The following is a 22445-nucleotide window of genomic DNA, read 5'->3' as shown; positions in this document are numbered from 1 at the left end:
GGACACCATGTCACTGGACAAGACCTACAAGCTGGTGCCGGGAACCACCGTCTTCGACGCCGAGCAGTCCGCCAAGGGCTACCACCTCAACCAGTTCTGCATGTCGCTGATGACGGCGGAGAACCGCGAGCGCTACCTCGCCGACGAGCGCGCCTACCTGGACTCCTGGCCGCTGCGGGAGGAACAGAAGCAGGCCCTGCTCGACCGCGACCTCAACGCCGCCATGCGCGAGGGCGGCAACATCTACTTCCTCGCCAAATGGGGTGCGACCCTGGGGTTCTCGTTCCAGCAGATGGCGGGTTCGATGACCGGCATGACCGAGGAGCAGTACCGCGCCATGATGGTCGGCGGCGGCCGCTCCGTCGAGGGCAACCGCATCGATCACGCCGTCCTGGAGGCGGCGCACGCCGACCCGGCGCCCCCGGCCGAGCACGCCACGATCACCGGTGCGGTCTTCACCTCCCACGTGCCCGCGATCGGTGCGGCGATGGACCACGACAGGACCGACGAGCCGTATTGGCGGCCGGTCTTCGACGGGTACGAGTTCTCCAAGGAGTGGGAGAAGGAGAACCTCCCCGATGTGGTCTTCCTGGTCTACAACGACCATGCCTCCTCGTTCGACCTGTCCCTGATCCCGACGTTCGTGCTCGGTACGGGCGCGGCCTACGCCACCGCCGACGAGGGGTACGGGCCCCGTCCCGTCCCCGGCATCGAGGGCGACCCCGACCTGGCCGCACACATCGCGCACTCGCTCATCAGGGACGACTTCGACCTCACCCTCGCCAACGAGATGACCGTCGACCACGGTCTGACCGTCCCGCTGTCGCTGATGTTCGGCGACGTCGAGAAGTGGCCGTGCAAGGTGATCCCGTTCCACGTCAACGTGGTGCAGTACCCCGTGCCCTCGGGCGCCCGCTGCTTCGAACTCGGCCGGGCGCTGCGCCGGGCGATCGAGTCGTACGACCGGCCGCTGAAGGTCCAGGTGTGGGGCACCGGCGGCATGAGTCACCAGCTCCAGGGCCCCCGCGCCGGTCTCATCAACCGCGAGTGGGACAACGCCTTCCTCGACCGGCTGGTCGAGAACCCGGCCGGTCTGGCGCGGGTGCCGCATCTGGAGTACGTCGAGGAGGCGGGCTCGGAGGGCATCGAGCTGGTCATGTGGCTGATCGCCCGCGGTGCCCTGAGCGATGTCGACGGGACCGGGAAGATCGAGGTCAAGCACCGCTTCTACCATGTGCCGGCGTCCAACACCGCCGTCGGCCACCTGATCCTGGAAAACCGTCCGCGGGCCGAGGGGCCCGCCGTGAAGGAGTGACATGACTGACGACCGGACCCTCCGGGTCGCCCTGGCCGGAGGCGGCGCCTTCGGCGCCAAGCACGCCGCCGCGCTCCGGCGGATCGAGGGCGTCGAGGTGGCCGCCGTGGTGAGCAGTTCCCTGGAGAACGCCCGGAAGTTCGCGACGGAGCACAACGTCGGCCGTGGCGTCGCCACCCTCGACGAGGTGCTGGCCATGGACGACATCGACGCCGTCGTCCTCGCCACGCCCACGCCGATGCACGCCGAGCAGACGCTGGCCTGTCTCGAAGCGGGCAAACACGTCCAGGTCGAGATTCCGCTGGCCGCCTCCCTCGGCGACGCCGAGGCCTGCCTGGAGGCGCAGCGGCGCACCGGGTTGGTCGGGATGGTGGGGCACACCCGCCGCTTCAACCCCAGCCACCAGTGGGTGCGGCAGCGGATCCGGGCCGGCGAGTTCGGCATCCAGCAGATGGACGTGCAGACGTACTTCTTCCGCCGTACGAACCTCAACGCCCTCGGCCGGCCGCGGTCCTGGACCGACCACCTGCTGTGGCACCACGCCGCGCACACCGTCGACCTGTTCGCTCACCAGACCGGTTCACCGATCGTGCAGGCCAACGCCGTCCAGGGCCCGATCCACCCCGAACTCGGCATCGCGATGGACATGTCCATCCAGCTGCGCGCGGAGAACGGCGCCATCTGCACCCTGTCCCTGTCGTTCAACAACGACGGGCCGCTCGGTACCTTCTTCCGTTACATCGGCGACACGGGCACGTACATCGCCCGGTACGACGACCTCGTCACCGGCAAGGACGAGCCGATCGACGTCAGCGGTGTCGACGTGTCGATGGACGGCATCGAGCTCCAGGACCGCGAGTTCGTCGCCGCCGTCCGCGAAGGCCGCGAGCCGAACTCCTCCATCGCCCAGGTGATGGCCTGTTACCGGACTCTGGCCTCGCTGGAGCAGCAGCTCGACTCCTTCTCGCGCCCGTGACCGCGACGGCGGGGGCAAGGGCGGCCCCGGGTCGCGCGTCGCGCCGGATCGGCCCCTTCGAGGTGCCGTCGCTCGGCCTGGGCTGCATGAACCTGAGCCATGCCTACGGCGTCGCGCCCTCGGCGAAGGACGCCGAGCGGCTGCTTCTGACGGCGCTGGAGGAGGGCGTCACGCTCTTCGACACCGCCGCGCTCTACGGTTTCGGCGCCAACGAGGAGCTGGTCGGCCGGGTGCTCGCCGGCCACCGGGACCGGATCGTGCTGGCCAGCAAGTGCGGGATGACCGGTGTCGGTGGCCCGCTACAACGAGGCCACGCTGCCCGAGATCGACACCGAGCGCTGCGGCCTCGCCGGCTGAGGCCGTACTCGTCCACGTACGTTCGTGGCGGGACGGAAGGGGCGCGGTACCGGACCACTTCGGTCCCGGTACCGCGCCCCTTCCGTGCGGTTGGAGGACCGTCGGCCCGGGGCCGACGGCGGTTCCTCAGGCGTAGTGGCGGTAGACCGCCTCCGCGACGCAGGCCGGCTTCTCGCTGCCCTCGATCTCGACGGTGAACGTCAGAGGCATCTGCACCCCGTTGCCCTTGACTTCCTGCACGGTGCCGACGGCACCGTGCAGGCGGATCTTCGCGCCGACCGGCACGGGGCTGGGGAAACGGACCTTCTCCAGGCCGTAGTTGACGCTCATGGAGGTGCCGGTGATCTCCAGCAGCTCGCCGAAGAGCGGGATGACGAGGGAGAGGGTGAGGTAGCCGTGGGCGATCGGGCCGCCGAACGGGCCGTCCTTGGCCTTCTCCGGATCGGTGTGGATCCACTGGTGGTCGTCGGTGGCGTCGGCGAAGGTGTTCACCCGCTCCTGGGTGATGTCGAGCCAGTCGGTGCGGCCGAGGTCGGTTCCGGTGAGGGCCTTGAGCGCGTCGAGGCCGTGGGCGGTGGTGGGCATGGTGGATCCTTCCGATGGCGCGGGCGGCGAGGGGCGCCGCCCGCGGAGGTGGGCTGTCGGGTGCCTGTCAGGCGTGCGGACGGTCTCCCGGACCGTCCGCGTACGTGTCGCGCACGGCGGGCTTGATGATCTTTCCGGAGGCCGTGCGGGGCAGTTGCCCGGTCAGGACGAGGGACTTGGGGATCTTGTACTTGGCGAGCCGGCCGTGGAGGTGGCCGAGGACCTCGTCCTCGTCGGCACGGGCGCCGGGCCGGAGGACGACGACGGCGCGGCCGACCTCGCCCCAGACCGGGTCGGGTACGCCGATGACGGCGCACTCGGCGACGGCGGGGTGGGTGAGGAGCACGCCCTCGACCTCGGCCGGGTACACGTTCTCGCCGCCGGAGACGAACATGTCCTTGGCCCGGTCGACGATGTACGCGTAGCCGTCGTCGTCCAGCCGGGCGACGTCTCCGGTGCGCAGCCAGCGCCCGCCGTCGTCCTCGCGGGTGAAGGCGGCCCCGGTGTCCTCGGGCCGTTTCCAGTAGCCGGTCATGACGTGGGGGCCCTGGACCAGGATCTCGCCGCACTCGCCCGGTCCGGCCTCGCGGCCGTCCGGGAGCACGAGGCGGGTGTCGGTGAAGAAGTGCGGCACCCCGGCGGAGCCGGCCTTGGCCGAGGTCCGTTCCCGGTCCAGGAAGAGGACGCCGGGGGACGCCTCGGTCATGCCGTAGCCCTGGCTGAAGGCGAGGCCGCGGTCGAGGTACGCGGCGATGGTGCGGGCGGGCACGGGGGCGCCGCCGCAGTTGAGGGTGCGCAGGCTGGACAGGTCTGTGGTCGCCCAGCGGGGCCGGGCCGCCATGGCGTCGTACATCGTGGGCACGCCGAACATGTACGTCACGCGCAGGTCCTCGATCAGCTCCAGGACGCGCTCGGCGTCGAAGGCACCGAGGAGGACCACCCGGCCGCCCTTGAGCAGGGTCGGCAGGCAGGTCATGTTGAGCCCGGCGGTGTGGAACAGCGGGGCCACGACGAGGGTCACCTCGTCGCCGGACAGGTCGGTGTCGACAAGGACGTTGACGCTGTTCCAGGTGATGTTGGCATGGGAGAGGACGGCGCCCTTGGGACGGCCCGTGGTCCCCGAGGTGTACATGATCATGCACGGGTCCTCGGGCGCCACGGCCTCGTCCAGCGGACCGGTCCCGGCTCCGGCGAGCAGTTCCTCGTAGCCGAGGGCTCCGTCCCCGTCGGGGCCGGCGAGCGCGATCCGTTGCCGTACGCCCGCCTCGTCCGCCGAGGCACGGGCCGCGGCGGCCTGCTCGGGAGCGTGGACGAGGACGGCGCTGCCCGAGTCGGACAGGTTGTAGGCCAGCTCCGGCGCCGCGAGCCGGGTGTTGAGCGGGACGAAGACCGCCCCCAGCGTCCCGGCGGCGAACAGGGTCTCCAGGAAGGCGGGGTGATTGGGCCCGAGGTACGCGATCCGGTCGCCACGCCCCACGCCGAGCGCACGCAGGGCGTGGGCGAGGCGCAGGACGCGCAGGTGCAGTTCGCGGTGGGTCAGGGTGCGGTCCTCGTGGACGACGGCCACCCGGTCGGGGGTCTTGCGGGCCCGGCGCGCGGGCCAGGAGCCGATGCCTTGGTTCAACACGGCGTCCCCTTCAGCCCGTGGTCAGACCGAGCAGGCGGGCGGCGTTGTCCTTGAGGATCTTCGGCCGGACCTCGGGCCTGATGTCGAGTTTCTCGAAGTCGGCGAGCCAGCGGTCGGGCGTGATGACGGGGTAGTCGGAGCCGAAGAGCACCTTGTCCTTGAGCAGTGTGTTGGCGTACCGCACCAGCTGCGGCGGGAAGTACTTCGGCGACCAGCCCGACAGGTCGATGTACACGTGCGGCTTGTGCGTGGCAACGGCCAGGGCCTCGTCCTGCCACGGGAAGGACGGGTGGGCCAGGACGATCCGCAGTTCGGGGAAGTCGACGGCCACGTCGTCGATCAGCATCGGGTTCGAGTGCTTCAGCCGGATGCCGCCACCGCCCGGCACACCGGCGCCGATGCCGGTCTGGCCGGTGTGGAACAGCGCGGGCACGCCGAGTTCCTCGATGGCCTCGTAGAGCGGGTAGGCGAGGGGGTCGTTCGGGGCGAACGCCTGGATGCTGGGGTGGAACTTGAACCCGCGCACCCCGTGTTCCTCCACCAGGCGACGGGCCTCCCGTACGCCCGCCCGGCCCTTGTGGGGGTCGACGCTCGCGAACGGGACGAGCACGTCGGCGTGGGCTGCGCAGCTCTCGGCGACCTCCTCGTTGGAGATGCGTGGATGGCCCGTCGCGTGTTCGGCGTCCACCGTGAACACCACTGCGGCCATGCGGCGCTCACGGTAGTGGGCGGCCATCTCGTCGATGGTCGGCTGCCGGTGGCCGTGTGCCTTGAAGTACTCCTCGGAGGCGCCGAACAGCTCCGGGCTCAGGGCACCGTGGCCGTCCTTGGAGATCTCCGCGTGCGTGTGCACGTCGATGGCGGTGAGCCGGTCGAGGTCGAGCACGAGGTCGCTCATGTCACGCCTCCGGGGCCTGGGGCGCGGGGATGCCGTAGGTCTCGGGCTCGGCGCCGACGCCGTCCGGCCAGTGGGCGGCGATGGCCTCGGCGCTCCATCCGCCGTCGGCGAGGGCGACCGCCTTCTCCTTGGGGTGCGCCCACAGGGCGAGCCGGTCGCCGCCGATGCCGATGGCCTGGCCGGTGACCCCTTCGGAGTCGTCCGAGGCAAGGAAGGTGATCAGGGCGGCGACGTCCTCGACGGTGCCGAGGCCCTCGTCCTTGCGCAGCCAGTCCGGCAGCGGCTTGCCGGTGCGCTCGGACTCCTCGATGACCGGGGCGAAGGCCGGGACGGTCTTGGTCATCTCGGTGGCGGCGACCGGGACGACGGCGTTGACGGTGATGCCGGCGCGGCCCAGTTCCATGGCCCAGGTGCGGGCCATGGCGACGATGCCCGCCTTGGCGGCGGCGTAGTTGGTCTGGCCGAAGTTGCCGCGCTGTCCGGCCGGGGAGGAGATCAGGACGAGCCGGCCGCCGGTACCCTGTTCGCGCATCCGGACGGCGGCGGCACGGGCGCAGGTGAAGGTGCCGCGCAGATGGACCCGGACCACGTCGTCGAAGTCCTCGTCGGTCATCTTCCACAGCACGCGGTCGCGCAGGATGCCGGCGTTGGTGACGAGCACGTCCAGGTGCCCGAACTCCTCGACCGCCGCGTCGACGAGCCGCCCGGCGGCCTCGCTGTCGCCCACGGCCGCGACGACGCCGGTGGCCCTGCCTCCCTCGGACGTGATCGAGGCGACGGCGGCGTCCACCGTGTCCTTGTCGACGTCGTTGACGACGACGGCGGCGCCCGCGGCGGCGAGGGCCTGCGCGTATGCCAGACCGAGACCGCGTCCGCTGCCGGTGACGACAGCGACCTTGCCCTGAAGATCCATGGGAGGTGCCTCTCGTGAGTGCTGGAAGAGGAATGCCGAAAGAGCCGGCCCGAGCCGGGATCGACAGGAATCCTGATGACTGCCAGTCTGGGTAATCGGCAGGATTCCTGTCAATGCCCTAGGGTGGGACGGCTGCCGCCCCACGCGGACCGACACGACGGGAGGACGAACGTGAGCACGTCACTGCTCTACCTGGTCAAGAGGACGGAGCTGGCGGTGCGCGCCCGCCTGGAGGAACTGCTCAAGCCCGCCGGGGTCACGGCGCTTCAGTACACCGCCCTCACCGTGCTGGAGCGACGCGACGGGATCTCCGCGGCGCAGCTCGCCCGCGACTCCTTCGTCACCGCCCAGTCGATGGCCGACATGGTCCGCGCCCTGGAGAGCCGCGGCCTGATCCGCCGCGAACCCAACCCCGCCAACCGCCGCGAGCGCCTCATCCTGCTCGCGCCCCCCGGGCGGCAGCTGCTTTCCGAGTACGCCGAACCGGCACGCCGCCTCGAGGAGCGCATGACCGCCGGCCTGAGCGCCGAGAAGACCGACGCGTTCCGGGAGGCGCTGAACGAGGCGTGGCGGTCCCTGTCCTGACCGGGCGGACCCGGCCGGCGCGGTACGGCACGGTGACGGCGACGGCCACCACCAGCGCTCGGCCGACCGGCCCAACCACCCCATTCCTCATGCGGGAATGCCTTCTCAGCGCCTCGTGGCCAGGCGTCGGAGCAGGGCGACGTCCACGTCCAGCAGGCTGTGGACCACTGTCCGGTGCGGGGCCTGCCGGACGGGAGTGAGAGAGGGAACGGCGAGGACCGTGCACCGGGCCGCCTCCGCGGAGGCGATGCCCGTCGGGCTGTCCTCGACGGCCACGCAGGCGGTCGGTGAGGTGCCCAGGGCGGTCAGGGCCGCTTGGTAGGGGTCGGGGAAGGGCTTGGTGCGGGGGGTTTCACCGGCGGCGACGGTCGTGGTGAAGCGGTGGCGCCCCAGGGTGGCGAGGACGGTGTCCACGACGGAGCGGGGCGAGGCCGAGACCAGGGCCATGGGTACGCCTGCCGCGCCGAGCGCCGCCAGGAGGGCCTCGGCTCCCGGGAGGGGGGCCACGCCACCTCGTACGAGGTGTGTGAAGCGGCGTTCCAGGGATGCGGCCAGCCGGGGTGGCTCGGCTCGGCCGGCCGTGCGGGAGGCGAGGTGGGTGGCGGTGTCTTCGATCGCGCGGCCGATGACGTGCGGAAGGTCCGTCTCGGTGAGGGTGAGGCCGAGGCCCAGGGACTCCTCCTCGACCGCCTGTCGCCAGAGGCGCTCGGTGTCGACGAGTGTGCCGTCCATGTCGAAGAGGACTGCCTGGAGTTCTGCGGGCACGGGGTCCCCCTGGTTGGTGGTGGCGGTGTCGTGTGCGTCATTGGTCCCCTCGAAAGCCGATCCGCCGGGCATCGGTCACGAAGCGCACCAGACCGTCCCCGGCCGTGGCTCGGTCATTCCTCGGTGGCTCCGAGGGCGGGCGTGGCACGCAGATGGACCCGGCGGGTGGCGGCCGCGTGGAGTTCGAGGACGGTGATCTCATTGGCGCCGGAGGCGAGGACGGGTGCGGGGACGTACAGGCCGGTCTGGGGGCCTCGGGACCAGTAACGGCCCAGTGGGAAGCCGTTGACCCAGGCCATGCCCTTGGTCCAGCCGTCCAGGTGGAGGAAGGTGTCGGCCGGCTCGTCGGTGGTGAAGGTGCCGCAGTGGAACGCGGGCCCCACCTGCGGCCGAGCGGGATCTGCGGGTCGGTGGACGAGGGCGTCCAGACCGTCGAGGGGCAGGGCGCGGCTCCGCCAGGCGGCGGGTGGACGTCCGTTGACCGTGGTGCGGCCGAGCAGGCCCTTGCGGTCGTACAGCCCGGGTCCGTAGTTCACGCGGCCCTGGTTCTCCACGAGCACGGCGAGCCGGGTTCCCGGGCGGGGGACGGTGAAGGCGAGGGCGTGTTCGTGGTTCTCGCGTTCCAGGACGCCGACGGGTTGGCCGTCGAGAAAGACCTGGGCGCGGTCGTGGACCTGCTCGGCGTGCAGGAGGGCCGGTCCGGGCGTGGGCAGGTCGGTCTCGTAGAGGACGAATCCGAAGGGGTGGCCGAGCTCTTCCATGGTCAGCGGCCGGTCGGCCGTCACCGGGGTGCCGAGGGCGTCGGCGTGTTCGAGGAGACCGGCCGTGCGGGTCAGTTCCACCTGGCCGTACTCCGCCCTGGGCGCGGCGAGGGGCAGGGGTTCGTCGGGTACGGGCGCGTGGCGGGAGATGACCTCACGGAATGCGGCGTACTTGGCCGTGGGGGCGCCGGCCTCGTCGAGGAGTGCGTCGTAGTCGTAGGAGGTGACGGTGGGGCGGTAGGTGCCCTTGTCGTTGGCTCCGTTGGTGAGACCGAAGTTGGTGCCGCCGTGGAACATGTAGATGTTGACGGAGGCACCGGTGGCGAGCAGGCGGTCCAGGTCGGCCGCCGCGTCCGCGGCGTCGCGGGTGGTGTGGATTCCGCCCCAACGGTCGAACCAGCCGATCCAGAATTCCGAGCACATCAGTGGCGCGGCCGGCTGGAGCCGGCGCAGCCGGTCGAGGCCCGCCTCGACGCGACTGCCGAAGTTCACCGTGCGCAGCACGCCGTCCAGGCCGCCGCGGGCGAGGTCGGCCGGCTGGTCGCAGGTGAAGAGGGGCACGTCGACGCCGTGGGTGCGCAGCAGGCCGACGAGGTCCGCGAGGTAGCCGGTGTCGTCGCCGTAGGCCCCGTACTCGTTCTCCAGTTGCACCGCGATGACCGGCCCGCCGGCGCTGGACAGGTACGGCTTCACCGGTGGAAGGAGCGCGGCGAGATAGCCGTCGACCGCTTCCAGGAAGCGTGGGTCGCGGCTGCGCAGCTCGATGCCGTCCTGGGCGAGCAGCCATGCGGGCAGGCCACCGCCCTCCCATTCGGCGCAGATGTAGGGGCCGGGGCGGAGGAGGACATGCAGGCCCTCCGCGGCGGCGAGGTCGAGGAAGCGGGGCAGGTCGAGACCTCCGTCCAGCCGGAATTCACCGGGCCTGGGGGCGTGGAGGTTCCAGGGGACGTAGGTCTCGACCGTGTTGAGTCCCAGCAGCCGTGCTTTGCGGAGCCGGTCGGCCCACTGCCCGGGGTGGACGCGGAAGTAATGCAGTCCGCCGGAGATGATGCGGAACGGGTGGTCGTCGAGACGGAATTCGTTCTCGACGATCTCCAGTCGGGGCATGCCGGGGTGCTCCTGAGGGTGGGTGCGGAGGAGGGGGATCAGACGAGCGGGCGGCAGAGCAGGGCGTCGGGGACGCCGCCGTGGTTCCACTTCCAGGTGTGGGCGACGCCGGCGAGGTACTCGTTGTCGGCGCACTGGCCCTTGTAGTGGCCGGGTGCCCAGTCGCTGGCGTTCGAGCCTCCGGTGGCGGGCCGGTTGTCGCCGTGGTCGAACCAGAGCACGCGGCCGGAGGCGGGCAGAGCGGCTGTCGCGGGGGCGCAGAGAAGGGCGGCCATCGCGTTGCCCTTCACGCTGTAGCCGACGGCGAAGGTCCGGTCGGGGCACTGGAGCTTGTTGTAGCCGCTCGCCCAGTCGCCCCCGGTGACATACCGTTCGTCCGTGACGACGGTCCAGGCTCCGCTTCCCTTTGCCGGCTGGCCCGAGTCGGTGCACAGGCCGCGGCTGTCGCTGCGGCCGAGGCCGACGAGCCGCTGGCTGTCCGGGCAGTTGCCCTTGCGGTTGCCCGGGGACCAGTCCGGCTTCGCCAGCATGGTGGCGGAGACGTTGTAGTCGGCGTGGTCCAGGTTGAGCATGTTCCAGCGGGGCGCGGGGGCGATCCGGCCGGTTTTTCCGGGGGCGTTGACGAGCTTGTTCCAGTCGGTGGCGCGCCAGTCGCCGGCGTCCATGACACCGAGCCGGGTGCCGTTTGCGCTGTAGTTGACCATGGCCCAGTTGTCCTGCGGGGTGCCGTTCGTGTCGGTCCAGCCGACCAGGGGCCAGATGGCGAAGTCGGTGTCGTTCTTCACGAGGATGTCGGTGAAGTTGGCGAACCAGGCACGTTCCTCGGCATCGATGCCGCCGCGGCCGGCGGCGCCGAACTCGCTGATCCACACGGGTGCGGTGAAGTGCTGGCCGGACCGGGTGACGAACAGGGCCTGGTCGTCGACGACCTGGGCGAGCTGCGCGGGAGTGAATTCCTCGTAGCGCGGGTCGTGCGTCTCGCCCATTCCGGTGGCGCCGGTGTGGTTCGGGCCGGTGTAGCCGTAGAAGTGGGCCGCGTAGACGAGTTTGTCGGAGCGGACCAGGGTGTTGGACAGGGTGGCGACCGGGGTGAGTGTCGGGCGGCCGTGGGGGGTCAGGTCGGTCGGTATGCCCTGCCAGTTGATGCCCTCCATGATGACGAGCAGGTCCGGGTTGGCCTGGAGGATCTTGTTGCCCGCTTCTTCCAGGGCCTTGTTGAGGTCGTGGTCGTCGCCCCAGCCCCAGTTGGGGTCGTCCCAGGTGTCGCGGCGGACCTCGTTGCGCAGATCGGCTCCGACGACCCGCTTGTCGTTCTGGTAGCGCTTCGCCAGGAACACCCAGTCGTCGATCCACTGCTGGGTCGACTGGCCGCTGTTCCAACGCTCGTTGCCGTCCAGACCACAGCAGAAACGGTAGCTGGTGGTGTGGTTGTTGAGGACGACGGCGAAGCCGTCCGCGGTCAGGGCTCCGACGACGGCGTCGAGCACCTGCAACGGGGTCTTGCCCTTGAGCTGCGGGTTGGCGGCGACGGCCGAGTCCGGGACGGCGCTCGTGTCGTGGACGAGTGCGTTGGCGAACGGGAGCCGGATGCTGTTCAGGCCCAGGGCGTGGAAGTCGGCCAGGATCCGGTCGATCGGTTTCCGGTCGAGGCCGAGCGGGATGTTGTGCGACATCTGCCTCGCCTGGTGGTTCGCCGCGTCGTTGACGTCGCCGCTGCCTTCCCAGGTGCCCTGGGCGCCGGCCCAGTTGCCGGACTTGAGCTTGAACCGGTCGCCGTCGGCGTCGACGACGTACCGGTCCCGGGTGGACAGCGGGCCGGTCCACGAGGCGGCGAGCTGTGCACCGGTGAGGGCCGGGGGCGGCGGTGCCGTCCCCGTGTCCGCCGCGGTGGCGGTGGGGACGAGGGTGCCGAGGAGGAGCGCGGACGATGTGGCGAGGGCCGCGGTCGTGCGTCGGAGCAGGGTGCTGCGAGGTGTCACGGAGACTCTCCTTGCGAGGGGGGTGTGCCTGCCTTGTGAGTGGTGCGGGCCGGTGAGGTGCGGTGGGTTCAGCCCTTGAGACCGCTGGTGGCGATGCCTTCGACGATGTGGCGCTGGGCGACGAGGAACATGACGACCAGGGGGGTGATGGTGACGACGGCGCCGGCGAAGAGGCCGGGCAGGTTGATGGTCTGGGAGGTGAGGAAGGTGGACAGGGCGATCTGCGCGGTCCAGGCGGAGGGGTCCTGGCCGATGACCAGCGGCCAAAGGAAGGAGTTCCAGCTCTCGATGAAGGACAGCGCGCCGAGCGAGGCGAGCATCGCTCCGGAGCTCGGCAGCGCGACCCGGCGGTAGAGGCCGAGCCAGCCGAGGCCGTCGAGTCGTCCGGCGTCCTCGATCTCACTCGGGAACTGGAGGTAGAAGTTGCGGAACAGCAGGACTGCGAACGGGTTGAACAGACCGGGCGCGATGATGCCCCACAGTGTGTTGACGCCGCCCATGGAGCCGACGACGACGAAGGTCGGTACGAAGGTGACCGAGCCGGGGATCATCAGGGTGGCGACCACCAGGCCGAGCATCGCACCGCGTCCCGGGACGGGAATCCGGGCGAGGGCGTAGCCGGCGGCGGATGCCAGCAGTGTGGAGACCGGTGCGGTGACGGCGGCGATGAGCAACGAGTTGCCGAGGGCCGGGCCCATGGAGACGGCGGGGTCGTCGAACAGGGCGGTGAAGTTCTCGAAGTGCATCGTCGAGGGCCACCACGTCCACTCCGGCGCCGTGAGGCCCTGCGAGTCCATGAGGGAGTTGCGGAGCATCAGGTAGAAGGGCGCCAGGAAGGCCGCGGTGAGGAGGCCGACGAGGAGGCCGCGGGCGAGGGTGCGCGCGGCTCGGGACAGTCCGGGCAAGGTGGTCATGCGTTTCTCACTCCCCGCTCCTGCCGAATCCGGTGATCCGTCCCTGGATCAGGGTCACTCCGACGATGAGGATGGTGAGCACGAAGGCTCCGGCGGAGCCGAGGCCGTAGTTCTGGTTTCCCATGGCGGTGTTGTAGAGGTGGACCAGCGGGGTCTGTACGGGGGCTGCGCCGGTGCCGGAGAGCCCGCTGTTGAACAGGTTGTAGAACTCGTCGAAGGCCTGGAAGGCGGCGATGAACAGCAGCATCAGTACGGCGACGGAGGTGTTGCGCAGCATGGGCAGGGTGATACCGGTCAGCAGGCGGCGGCCCGTGGCGCCGTCGAGTGCGGCGGCTTCGTAGAGTTCCTTGGGAATGGCCTGGAGTCCGGCGAGGAAGAGCACCATGTAGAAGCCGACCTGGAGCCAGAGGCGCAGTGTGACGAGGACGATCCAGTAGAGCGGTGGTGAGGTGGACTGCAGCCAGGCCACGGGTTCCGCTCCGAACCAGCCGCCGATGGTGTTGGCGATGCCGCTCGGCAGGCCGTTGAACAGGCACATCTTCCACAACAGTGACGCGGCGACGTACGAGACGGCCGCCGGTACGAGGAAGGTGGTGCGCAGCAGGGCCCGGCCGCGCCGGACACGGTGCACCAGCAGGGCGAGTCCGAAGGACGCGGCGAAGGTGACGGGCACGATGAAGGCGGTGAACAGCAGGATCTGGAGCAGTGAGTCGCGGAATGCCTGGTCGGCCAGGAGGGTCCGGTAGTTGTCGAGTCCGACCCAGTGGTCGAGGGCGATGGTGCCGCGTGCGTCGCTGAAGCTGAGGAGGAAGCTCCAGCCGATCGCGACGTACTTGAAGACGCCGAGTCCGATCAGCGTCGGTGCGGTCAGCAGCACGAACGCGATCCAGCCGGACCGGCCCACGCGGGGCCTGCCGGTGCGGGGGCGGCCGGTGCGGGCGGCACCCTGCGGGACTGTCGCGGAGTGCCGGGCCCGCTCGGGTATCGGCGTGGCGTCGGTCGCCGGAGTCATCGGTTTCACCGGCCGAGCTGCTTGTCGATCTCGCGCTGTGCCTTCTTCGCCGCGTCGGCCAGGAGGGCGGCCGGGTCGCCCTGCCCGCCGACGATCTTCGCCACGGCCGCGTTGAAGGTGCTGCTGACCGCGGAGTCCCAGGTTCCCGGGTAGTGCTTCCCGTACTTCGCGGCCAGTTCCACGGTCTCCTTGGCGGCTCCGGTGGACAGCTTCTTCGCGGTCGCCGCGACGGAGGTACGTGGAGGGACGTGGAGTCCGTAGCTCTCGGCGAAGTCCTTCTGGAGGTCGGACTGCTGGATCCACAGCCACTGGACGAACTTCTTGGCTGCCGCCACGTTCTTGCCCTTGGCGTTGACGCAGCTGGTCCAGCCACCGACCCGGACGGCCGGAGTGCCACCGGCCCTGTGCGCGGGCCAGGGCAGCACACCGAAGTCGTCGCCGAGCGCGGACGAGACGGCGGGCATCGACCACAGGCCGCCCCACTGCATCGGCACGACGCCCTGGTTGAAGGCGGCGGGGTCCCACCAGTCGGTGGTGAAGCCGAGCAGCAGCGACTTGTCGTCGTGCAGGCGCTTCAGGCCCTTCAGCGATTCGAGTGCCCGGTCCGAGGCGAACGCCGCCTTGCCGTCCGGGGTCACGAGGTCGCCGCCGTTGGACCAGACGGAGAGGATCCCGGAGTCGCCGACGCCGTCGTTGCCGAGGAACAGGCCCTTGTTCTTCTTGGTGGACAGGGCCTTTGCCGCGTCGGCCAGTTCGTCGAAGGTCGTGGGCGGGGTGATTCCGGCCTTCGACAGGGCGCTCTTGCGGTAGTAGAGCATCATGACGTCGTCGACCATCTTGATGCCGTAGGGCTTGCCGCCGACGGTGACCGACTCGACGGCGTTGGGGTTGAAGCCGCTCCTGGCGCTGCCGTACACGTCGTCCAGTGCGGCGATCTGGCCGTGGTGGGCAAGGCTCTCGCTGAAGTCACCGATCTCGAAGACGTCGGGGGCCGCGTCGGTCAGCAGGGTCGCGTGGAGCTTGCCCGAGTAGTCGCCGGGGACCCAGGTCACCTTGACGGCTATATCCGGGTTTGCCCTGGTGAACGCCTTGGCGTAGCGGAGCACGGCCTGCTGGGTGCCGGCCTCGCCGTAGGCGTGGTACCAGATGTTGAGGGTGGTCTTCGCGCCGGAGGCGGAGCCGCCGGTCGGGTCGGTGCTGCAGGCCGTCGTCAGGACGGCTCCGGCGGCCACGAGCAAGGATCCGGTGAGGAAGCCCCGTCGGCTAAACTCGACTCTGCGTGCGTTCATGTCACATTTCCTTAGATGAGGGCATGTGGAGCGGATGTGCTCCCTGGTCGGCGCCTTCGTCAGTGCTTGCCGGCAGAGGAGGGCGGCGGCCGGGGAGTCGTACACGGTGGCTGTGCGCGGGTACGGCGGTGTGGCCGGAGGGTCAGCCGGTGCCGGTCGTGGGTTGCGGGAAGAGGGCCTGGATCGCCACTGCGGCGCCGCCGCGGGCCCATTCCTCCCAGGGCAGCGGGCGCAGCAGGAGGGGGCAGCGGGCTGCCGCTCCGAAGGCGTGTGCGGCGTAGGCGTCCTGGATGTGGCTGCCGAGCAGGTCGTACACGTCCACTCCTTCGCCGCTGACGACGACTCGCTCCGGACCGACGAGGTTGACCAGGGCGGCGATGCCGACTCCGATGGCGTGTCCGGCTCGGGCGAAGGTCTCGCGGGCGACGGGGTGCCCCTCCCGGGCCATCGTGACGATCTCCTCGAAGCTCGGACGCGGGTCGCCGGTGGCGCTGCGGACCGCCGCGAGGATCGCCTCGGTCGACGCGATCGCTTCGACACAGCCGCGCGCGCCGCAGCGGCAGCGCGGTCCGGTGGGATCGACGCAGAGATGTCCGACCTCGCCCGCGACGCCGTGGGCGCCGCGGAGCAACTGCCCGTTGACGACGAGCGCGGAGCCGATGCCTGCGCCGATGGTGATCAGGGCGAAGTGGCCGGTGCCGATGCCTTCGCCGAACCAGTGCTCGGCGACGGTGAGGGCCCGGACGTCGTTCTCCACGGTGGCCGTCAGGCCGGTGGCGGCGGTGAGCAGTTCGGCGAGCGGGATGTCCCGCCAGCCGAGCAGGCCGGAGTGGCGGACTCTGCCGGTGTCGCGGTCCACGTCCCCGTTCACAGCGACGCCGAGGTGGCGTGTGCGCTCGCGGAATCCGGGTTCGGCGTCGAACAGTTCGTCGACCAGTTCGGCGACCAGGGTGGCGACGGCTTCCGGGGTGCATGCGCCGAGCGGTCGTCCGGCCGTTGCACGGATGCCGGCCTGCAGGTCGCAGACGGCGCCGAAGAGCTGGTCGGTGCTGATCTTCAGCCCGACGAAGTACTCCCGGTCGGGGGCGACGGCGAGCGGGTTGACCGGCCGGCCGGCACCGGGTGCAGTGCGTTCCGGCGGCAGTTCGTACAGGTAGCCGTCGTCGATGAGGGGCCTGGCGGCCTTGGTGACGGCTGTCGAGGAGAGTCCGGTCCGCCGGGCCAGCTCCACTCTGCTGAGCGGTCCTTCCGCGAGGAGCAGTGCGAGGACCGCGGTCTCGGCGGGCGCACTGACCAAGGGCCGACCGGCCGAGGGCCGGGAGTGATGTCGAAGCACGGGTGCAACGTAGAGGAAATAAATAACTTCTTCCAGTATTGATTTGGGAGTTGAGCTCGCCCTACGCTCGGGGCCGCCTCCATGCCTGTTCCCGGGGCGCCGGATCGCGACGTCTGCCGCGCTCCTTCCGTCTCGCTCCGCACACGACCCCGTTTCTCTCCGCACGTCAGGGGATGCATCCGTGCTCGCCACGTTCCCGCTCGTCACCTTCGATCCCGATCCGGGCCTCGCGGTCCTGCGTACGCCGAACAGCGTGTACGCGCTCCGCATCGGCGCCGACGGCAGCCCCCGGCACGTCCATTGGGGCGCCCCGCTCGACGTCGCCGACCCGGCCGCGGCGCCGGAACCGGTGTCCCCGGCCGCGAGCAGCTTCGAGGCGGACGCCGCCGCCGACGAGCTCGCGCCGCAGACCGGGGCGCGTTTCGGACCCGCCGGCCTCCAGGTCCGTTCCGCCGACGGCACCCGGGGAACACAGTGGCGTTTCGCAGGTCATCGCATCGACGGCGGTGAACTGCGGCTGCGCCTGGAGGACCGGCACCGTCCGCTGCGGGCGGAGCTGTGCTACCGCGTACGGTCCGACACCGATGTCGTCGAACGCTGGACGGAGCTGACCCACACCGGGGCCGTGGACGACCCGGCCGGTCCGGTCACCGTCGACCGGCTCGACTCGGCGTCCTGGACCGCTCCGCCGCTCGCCGACTACCGGCTCAGCCATCTGGTCGGCGGCTGGAACAGCGAGTTCCAGCTCCGGCGCGACCGGCTTCCCGTCGCCGAGACCGTGCTGACGAGCCGCCGGGGGCTGACGAGTCATCACGCCTCCCCGTGGCTGGCCCTCGACGACGGCACCGCGGCCGAGGAGCGGGGCGAGGTGTGGAGCACCGCACTCGCCTGGAGCGGGAGCTGGCGTGTCACGGTCCATCGCGACCCGGTCGGCCGCACCGTCTGGACCGGGGGCTTCGGCCACGAGGGGTTGACCTGGACCCTGCGTCCGGGCGAGAGCCTTCGTACGCCGGTCTACGCCGGCCTGTACACCCGGCACGGCTTCGGCGCGGCGAGTCGTGCCTGGCACCACTATGTGCGCCGGTACGTGCTGCCGGAGCCCGACCGGGACCGGCCGGTGCTCTACAACTCGTGGGAGGCCACCGGCTTCGAGGTCCATGAGGCCGGTCAGATGCGGCTGGCGCACCTGGCCGCGCGGCTGGGGGCCGAACTCTTCGTACTGGACGACGGCTGGTTCGGCACCCGTCGCGACGACCGGTCCGCGCTCGGCGACTGGACGCCCCGCCCCGAGGCTTTCCCCCGCGGGCTGCGTCCGCTCGCCGACGAGGTGCACCGCCTCGGCATGGAGTTCGGCCTGTGGGTGGAACCGGAAATGGTCAACCGCGACAGCGAGTTGTACCGCGCCCACCCCGACTGGGTCGTGCACTCCGCCCGGCTCGACGCGACGGAGCTCCGCAACCAACTGGTGCTGAACTTCGCCCGGCCCGAGGTCGAGGCGTGGGCCCAGAAGACCCTCGACCGCCTGGTGCGCGATCACAATGTCGACTGGCTCAAGTGGGACGCCAACCGGGCCTTCACCGAAGCCGGTTGGGACGGTCACCCCGACCCCGACCGCCTGTGGATCGACCACACCCGGGCCGTCCACCGGATCATGGACCGGCTGCGCGCCTCCCACCCCGGACTGCGCATCGAGGCGTGCGCGGGCGGCGGCGGACGCGTCGACCTCGGTGTTCTCGCCCGCACCGACCAGGCGTGGACCTCGGACAACACCGATCCGATCGACCGGATCGGCATCCATCACGGGTTCAGCCAGCTCTTCCCCGCCCAGGCCATGGCCGCATGGGTCACCGACAGCCCCAACACCACCACCGGCCGCCACACTCCGCTGCGCTTCCGCTTCCACGTCGCCATGGCCGGCGCGCTGGGTCTCGGCGGGGACCTGACGTCCTGGTCCGATGCTGAGCTGGAGGAGGCCGCCGCGCTCGTCGCCGAGTACAAGAAGATCCGCCCGCTGGTGCAACGCGGTCACCAGCATCGTGTCGCCTTCGACGGCCCCGTGTCCGCGGTCCACTACGCGGCGCCGGACGGCAGCGAGCACGCGCTCCTCGTATGGCGCCCCACGACCCGCTTCGGGCACGCGCCCGCCCCGGTGAAGCTGCCCGCCCTCGACCCCGGGGCGCGATACCTGGACCCGGACCTGAACCGCGTGTACGACGGCGCCTTCCTGGTCCACCGGGGCATCGACCCGCGACTTCCCGTCGGTGACCACGCCAGCAGCCTGATCCGGCTCAGCCGCGTCGGCCCCTGAACGTCACGCCCCACACCCCCGTCGCCCCTCCCGCCCACGAAACCTCTGGACCGAACCCATGGAAAACGCCCAGAACTCCGCTCGCGTACTGGTGGTCGGCATCGACGGCGTACGCCTCGACCTGCTGCCCGAACTCGACACCCCCCACCTCGACGGGATAGCCCGCACGGGCTTCCTGGCCCCCGTCGAGGTGGACTCCGCGACGCCGACGATGTCCGGCCCCTGCTGGACCAGCATCGTCACCGGAGTCGGCGTCGCCAAGCACGGGGTGTGGGCCAACCGCCTCGACGGCAACCGTCTGGACGCCTTCCCCGACTTCACGACCCGCCTCGCCGCCGACTGCGGACTGCGGACCTTCGCGGTCGGCGGATGGGAGCCGCTCTTCCTCGCGCGGCAGGGCGGCCCGCTCTTCGTCTCCCCCACCCGGCTCGGCTATGTCGCCCCGTACGCGGACACCCCCGAGGCATGGGAGGAGGTGGACGACCGGGTGACCGCCGAGGCGGAACACCTTCTCGGTCTGGACGAAGAGCTCCACGCCGGTTTCGTCTACCTGGGCGCCGTCGACGAGACCGCCCACTTCCTCGGCTGCGGCCAGGAGTACCGGCGTTCGATCGAGGCCGCGGACCGGCGGCTCGGCCGCGTCCTCGAAGCCGTGCGCCGCCGGCCCGGTCGCGCGGCGGAGCAGTGGACGATCATCGTGGTGACGGACCACGGCCACCGTGACGAAGGGGGGCACGGAGGGCGCAGCCCGCAGGAGCGCACGGCCTGGATCGCCGCATCCGGGCCCGGCCTGCCCGCGGGCACGACTCCGTCAGGCCTCCGCCACACCGACGTCGCCGCCCAGGTCTACGCCGCGCTCGGGATCGTCCCCGACTCCCACTGGACCCTGGAGGGCAGGCCGTTCACGGCCGTCGTCGCCGCCACCTGAACCACCGCTACGAGCGCAGGGTTCAGGGAAGGACGGTCACGCGCAGAAGGAACTGTATGAGAGGAGGGTCACCCGCCACCCAGAGACACTGGATGTAGGTCCTTTGGCCCTGCGACGCGAAGTATGCCTTGTAGTAGTTGCCGTAGGCGACGCATTGCGGGTAGAGGTACACGCCCACGTCGTATGTGCCAGGTGCGGTGGCTGTTGTGCTGGACGCGGCCACGGCCGCAGGAGCCGAGGCGACGGCTCCTGCGAACGCGATGGAAAGCCCGGCCAGTGCGACGATCGTCCCCCTGGCCCACGTTCGCTTGATGCTCATGAGGGTGCCTCCAACGCTCTTGCACGCCATGGCATTCCGACCGTGTGCCGCCCGGCAGCACACTCCCCTTCTGCCATGGGTGATCGGCAACTGCGACAAGTGAGGACGAGCCGGGCTCCGCCAGGTGGCGGAGCCCGGTTCTCCCCGTCCCGACATCGTGACGTGCGGTGGCAGCCGCGAGTTGGCGATACGCGCACCGTTATTTGTCGCTCGGCGCGGCCCGTTCCGTATCGGGCACACTGCCCAGTGCCCTCTGCCTGAACTCTCTGGGCGCCACCCCGTATCTCGCACGGAACGCCCGGCTGAATTCCGGCGGGCGCAGGAACCCCCACCGGGCGGCGACGGCGCTGATCGGGTGTCGACGCCGCCCGGGAATCCGTTGAGCTTGCCCGAGCCGAGACCGCTCTCGACGCCCCACTGGAGGAAGAGCGCGCCGAGCGCGCTGACCTTGCCGAGGCCGTCGTACACGTACTGACGATCGGCCGAGGCGTCTGGGCCGAGGATCTTGCCGTCGAGCGAGACGAGCCCGACGTCGCTGGTGTCGACGTCCCAGAACCGCTGGAGGTTCGTGAACGTGCGGGCGAGCTCGTTGGTGTTCGCTCCGTCGGGTCCAAGCGCGGTGTCATGGGGGTTGGTGGGCTTCTTCATCAGGGCCCAGTACTGGACCAGAAGGTCGGGCGACATGCCCAGGAAGCCGTTCCGGTACCAGTCCCACGAGGCGGGGGAGATCGCGTTGGCTGCCGTCGCGCCGGTGAGTGACATGGTTGCAAGCGACGCGACAGCCAGGGTCGCCAGGATGGGGCGCTTCATCCGTACTGACTCCTCAATGTCGCCAGGCTCGGTGTGCCTGGGCGTGATCGGCATTCAAACGACGCCGAGCAGGTCAGTGGAAGGCTTGCGCGGTGGCTGGGACCGGACATGTCCGGTGCCGGACAGACCATGTGACGGTTCACCCGATCTGTCGGTTCCTGGGTACTGATCCACCGACATGCCCGAAGATGATCTCTGGATCGTTCTGTGAGCCGATCTCGGTCGGCGGCGGTGGATGGACAGGCCGTTTCTGTCGGCCCGCCCGGCTTTGCCACGGGTTTGAGGTTCCCCCGAGACACGGGGAAGGGTGACAGCGGGTCAGGTGGGGCTCACGGGAGGAATGCAGACGATGCCCGCACCAGTACCGAGAGGCGGCGGCTCCGCCCCTGACGGGGACCACGAAGGCGCGGCAGGCACAGGCGGCTCCCTTGGGCCAGGAGGTTGAGGCGAGCACCTGTCCGTATTGGAACGTACTATCATCTATTGATATGAATGTGTCGTGCGAGGTGCGAATTTCATTCCGCAGCAAGCCCCGACACGAGGTGTGAGCAGAACCCAGCCGAAGGAGCCAGCTCAAAGTGAAGGCTGCACGCTACTACGACCGCGGTGACATCCGTATCGAGGATGTCCCGGAACCCACTGTGCGGCCGGGCACGGTGGGCATCGACGTCGCGTACTGCGGGATCTGCGGCACCGACCTGCACGAGTACCTCGACGGACCGATCTTCGTTCCGTCGGCCGGTCACCCGCACCCGGTCTCGGGCGAGTCCGCGCCAGTGACGCTCGGGCACGAGATGTCCGGCGTTGTGTACGAGGTGGGCGAGGGCGTCGAAGGTCTGAAGCCGGGCGACCGCGTCGTCGTCGAGCCCTACATCCTGCGCCCCGACGTCGATACGAGCGAGAACAACCCGACCTATCACCTCTCGCCCGACATGAACTTCATCGGGCTGGGCGGTCGCGGCGGCGGGCTCGCGGAGAAGATCGTCGTCGAGCGCAGGTGGGTCCACCCGGTCGGGGACGTCCCGCTGGACCAGGCGGCACTCATCGAGCCCCTGTCGGTGGGATACCACGCCTTCCAGCGCTCGGGCGCGAAGGCGGGTGACTTCGCCCTCGTCGGTGGCGCCGGCCCCATCGGGCTGCTCACCTGCGCGGTGCTCAAAGCGATGGGCGTCGAGGTTGCGGTCACCGAGCTCAGCTCGCTGCGTCGGCAGAAGGCACTGGACACCGGGGTCGCCGACCATGTCATCGACCCCGCCGTCACCGACGTCGCCGAGGAGGTCCGACGTCTCACTGACGGCAAGGGCGCGGACGTCGCATTCGAGGCCACGTCCGTCAACGCAGTCCTCGACACGCTGCTGGACGCCATCAGGCCCGGCGGCGTCGTCACCGTCATCTCGATCTGGGGCAAGCCGGCATCGCTCGACATGCAGAAACTCGTTCTCAAAGAGGTCGACCTGCGCGGCACGATCGCCTACGTCAACTCCCACCCGCAAACCATTGAGCTCGTACAGGAAGGGCGCATCGACCTGGCGCCGTTCATCACCAGGACCATCGGCCTGGACGACCTCGTGACCGAAGGCTTCGAGACCCTGATCCACCACAACGAGACGGCCGTCAAGATCTTGGTGAACCCCCGCTCCTGACGTGTCGGCAGGCCCGGC

At 70.2% G+C, this 22445-nt stretch carries 19 protein-coding genes; 7 read left to right on the top strand and 12 right to left on the bottom strand.

The window, feature by feature from the left end; all coding sequences use genetic code 11:
• Positions 1-7 precede the first annotated feature (7 nt).
• From ligA to ACWCXX_RS26355, 3 genes are read left to right on the top strand one after another with little or no spacing between them, the layout of a single operon-like run.
• Positions 8-1315, top strand: coding sequence for a protocatechuate 4,5-dioxygenase subunit alpha (gene ligA / locus ACWCXX_RS26365; RefSeq protein WP_451131341.1), 1308 nt, complete (start codon positions 8-10; stop codon positions 1313-1315).
• A 1-nt stretch (position 1316) separates the two neighbouring features.
• Positions 1317-2291, top strand: a complete 975-nt coding sequence (locus ACWCXX_RS26360) for a Gfo/Idh/MocA family oxidoreductase (RefSeq protein ID WP_451131339.1) — start codon at positions 1317-1319, stop codon at positions 2289-2291.
• On the top strand, positions 2288-2845 hold the full coding sequence (locus tag ACWCXX_RS26355; protein ID WP_451131337.1) for an aldo/keto reductase: 558 nt from the start codon (positions 2288-2290) through the stop codon (positions 2843-2845). The genes ACWCXX_RS26360 and ACWCXX_RS26355 overlap by 4 nt, the downstream gene beginning before the upstream one ends.
• Here the strand turns inward: ACWCXX_RS26355 and ACWCXX_RS26350 are convergent.
• The 4 genes from ACWCXX_RS26350 to ACWCXX_RS26335 form a co-directional block, all read right to left on the bottom strand.
• The gene (locus tag ACWCXX_RS26350; RefSeq protein ID WP_451131335.1) at positions 2775-3233 is read right to left on the bottom strand and encodes a MaoC family dehydratase; all 459 of its coding nucleotides are present in this window, start codon (positions 3231-3233) and stop codon (positions 2775-2777) included. The genes ACWCXX_RS26355 and ACWCXX_RS26350 overlap by 71 nt on opposite strands.
• Positions 3234-3300: 67 nt before the next feature.
• Positions 3301-4860, bottom strand: a complete 1560-nt coding sequence (locus ACWCXX_RS26345; RefSeq protein WP_451131333.1) for an acyl-CoA synthetase — start codon at positions 4858-4860, stop codon at positions 3301-3303.
• A 10-nt stretch (positions 4861-4870) separates the two neighbouring features.
• A complete protein-coding gene (locus tag ACWCXX_RS26340; protein WP_451131331.1) occupies positions 4871-5758 on the bottom strand; it encodes an amidohydrolase family protein in 888 nt (295 codons plus the stop codon).
• A 1-nt stretch (position 5759) separates the two neighbouring features.
• Complete coding sequence (locus tag ACWCXX_RS26335) at positions 5760-6671, bottom strand: SDR family oxidoreductase (RefSeq protein WP_451131329.1); 912 nt, start codon at positions 6669-6671, stop codon at positions 5760-5762.
• 171 nt (positions 6672-6842) lie between these two features.
• Between ACWCXX_RS26335 and ACWCXX_RS26330 the strand changes: the two genes are divergently transcribed.
• Positions 6843-7256 (top strand): MarR family winged helix-turn-helix transcriptional regulator, encoded by a 414-nt coding sequence (locus ACWCXX_RS26330; protein ID WP_451131327.1) that lies wholly within the window; start codon positions 6843-6845, stop codon positions 7254-7256.
• A gap of 105 nt (positions 7257-7361) precedes the next feature.
• On the opposite strand, the gene ACWCXX_RS26325 is transcribed toward ACWCXX_RS26330, so the two are convergent.
• From ACWCXX_RS26325 to ACWCXX_RS26295, 7 genes are all read right to left on the bottom strand, one after another.
• Positions 7362-8021 (bottom strand): HAD family hydrolase, encoded by a 660-nt coding sequence (locus ACWCXX_RS26325; protein ID WP_451131325.1) that lies wholly within the window; start codon positions 8019-8021, stop codon positions 7362-7364.
• A 113-nt stretch (positions 8022-8134) separates the two neighbouring features.
• Complete coding sequence (locus ACWCXX_RS26320; RefSeq protein WP_451131323.1) at positions 8135-9889, bottom strand: glycoside hydrolase family 35 protein; 1755 nt, start codon at positions 9887-9889, stop codon at positions 8135-8137.
• A 38-nt stretch (positions 9890-9927) separates the two neighbouring features.
• Positions 9928-11868 carry a glycoside hydrolase family 5 protein gene (locus ACWCXX_RS26315; protein WP_451131321.1) on the bottom strand — a complete coding sequence of 647 codons (1941 nt, stop codon included), beginning with the start codon at positions 11866-11868 and terminating at the stop codon, positions 9928-9930.
• 68 nt (positions 11869-11936) lie between these two features.
• Positions 11937-12782: a carbohydrate ABC transporter permease gene (locus ACWCXX_RS26310; protein ID WP_451131319.1), complete on the bottom strand. Its 846-nt coding sequence runs from the start codon at positions 12780-12782 to the stop codon at positions 11937-11939.
• Positions 12783-12789: 7 nt separating this feature from the next.
• Positions 12790-13794 carry a carbohydrate ABC transporter permease gene (locus ACWCXX_RS26305; protein WP_451131317.1) on the bottom strand — a complete coding sequence of 335 codons (1005 nt, stop codon included), beginning with the start codon at positions 13792-13794 and terminating at the stop codon, positions 12790-12792.
• Between the two features lie 5 nt (positions 13795-13799).
• A complete protein-coding gene (locus ACWCXX_RS26300; RefSeq protein WP_451131315.1) occupies positions 13800-15083 on the bottom strand; it encodes an ABC transporter substrate-binding protein in 1284 nt (427 codons plus the stop codon).
• 142 nt (positions 15084-15225) lie between these two features.
• The gene (locus ACWCXX_RS26295) at positions 15226-16419 is read right to left on the bottom strand and encodes an ROK family protein (RefSeq protein WP_451131313.1); all 1194 of its coding nucleotides are present in this window, start codon (positions 16417-16419) and stop codon (positions 15226-15228) included.
• 181 nt (positions 16420-16600) lie between these two features.
• Between ACWCXX_RS26295 and ACWCXX_RS26290 the strand changes: the two genes are divergently transcribed.
• The gene (locus ACWCXX_RS26290) at positions 16601-18727 is read left to right on the top strand and encodes an alpha-galactosidase (protein ID WP_451131311.1); all 2127 of its coding nucleotides are present in this window, start codon (positions 16601-16603) and stop codon (positions 18725-18727) included.
• A 58-nt stretch (positions 18728-18785) separates the two neighbouring features.
• A complete protein-coding gene (locus tag ACWCXX_RS26285) occupies positions 18786-19655 on the top strand; it encodes an alkaline phosphatase family protein (RefSeq protein WP_451131309.1) in 870 nt (289 codons plus the stop codon).
• A gap of 22 nt (positions 19656-19677) precedes the next feature.
• On the opposite strand, the gene ACWCXX_RS26280 is transcribed toward ACWCXX_RS26285, so the two are convergent.
• Entirely contained in the window at positions 19678-20784 is a 1107-nt protein-coding gene (locus ACWCXX_RS26280) for a hypothetical protein (RefSeq protein ID WP_451131307.1), read from the bottom strand.
• Between the two features lie 578 nt (positions 20785-21362).
• Between ACWCXX_RS26280 and ACWCXX_RS26275 the strand changes: the two genes are divergently transcribed.
• Positions 21363-22427, top strand: a complete 1065-nt coding sequence (locus ACWCXX_RS26275) for a 2,3-butanediol dehydrogenase (protein WP_451131305.1) — start codon at positions 21363-21365, stop codon at positions 22425-22427.
• Positions 22428-22445 lie beyond the last annotated feature (18 nt).

This window comes from Streptomyces sp. NPDC001732, assembly GCF_053596315.1.
Note: the sequence above shows the minus strand (reverse complement) of the source record. Positions and strands in the feature narration are given on the sequence as shown.

Bases quoted from the DNA above. Each gene is read 5' to 3' on its own strand.
- ligA (WP_451131341.1), top strand. From the start codon at position 8: ATGTCACTGGACAAGACCTACAAGCTGGTGCCGGGAACCACCGTCTTC.
- ACWCXX_RS26360 (WP_451131339.1), top strand. From the start codon at position 1,317: ATGACTGACGACCGGACCCTCCGGGTCGCCCTGGCCGGAGGCGGCGCC.
- ACWCXX_RS26350 (WP_451131335.1), bottom strand. From the start codon at position 3,233: ATGCCCACCACCGCCCACGGCCTCGACGCGCTCAAGGCCCTCACCGGA.
- ACWCXX_RS26340 (WP_451131331.1), bottom strand. From the start codon at position 5,758: ATGAGCGACCTCGTGCTCGACCTCGACCGGCTCACCGCCATCGACGTG.
- ACWCXX_RS26335 (WP_451131329.1), bottom strand. From the start codon at position 6,671: ATGGATCTTCAGGGCAAGGTCGCTGTCGTCACCGGCAGCGGACGCGGT.
- ACWCXX_RS26320 (WP_451131323.1), bottom strand. From the start codon at position 9,889: ATGCCCCGACTGGAGATCGTCGAGAACGAATTCCGTCTCGACGACCAC.
- ACWCXX_RS26310 (WP_451131319.1), bottom strand. From the start codon at position 12,782: ATGACCACCTTGCCCGGACTGTCCCGAGCCGCGCGCACCCTCGCCCGC.
- ACWCXX_RS26305 (WP_451131317.1), bottom strand. From the start codon at position 13,794: ATGACTCCGGCGACCGACGCCACGCCGATACCCGAGCGGGCCCGGCAC.
- ACWCXX_RS26300 (WP_451131315.1), bottom strand. From the start codon at position 15,083: ATGAACGCACGCAGAGTCGAGTTTAGCCGACGGGGCTTCCTCACCGGA.
- ACWCXX_RS26285 (WP_451131309.1), top strand. From the start codon at position 18,786: ATGGAAAACGCCCAGAACTCCGCTCGCGTACTGGTGGTCGGCATCGAC.
- ACWCXX_RS26280 (WP_451131307.1), bottom strand. From the start codon at position 20,784: ATGAAGCGCCCCATCCTGGCGACCCTGGCTGTCGCGTCGCTTGCAACC.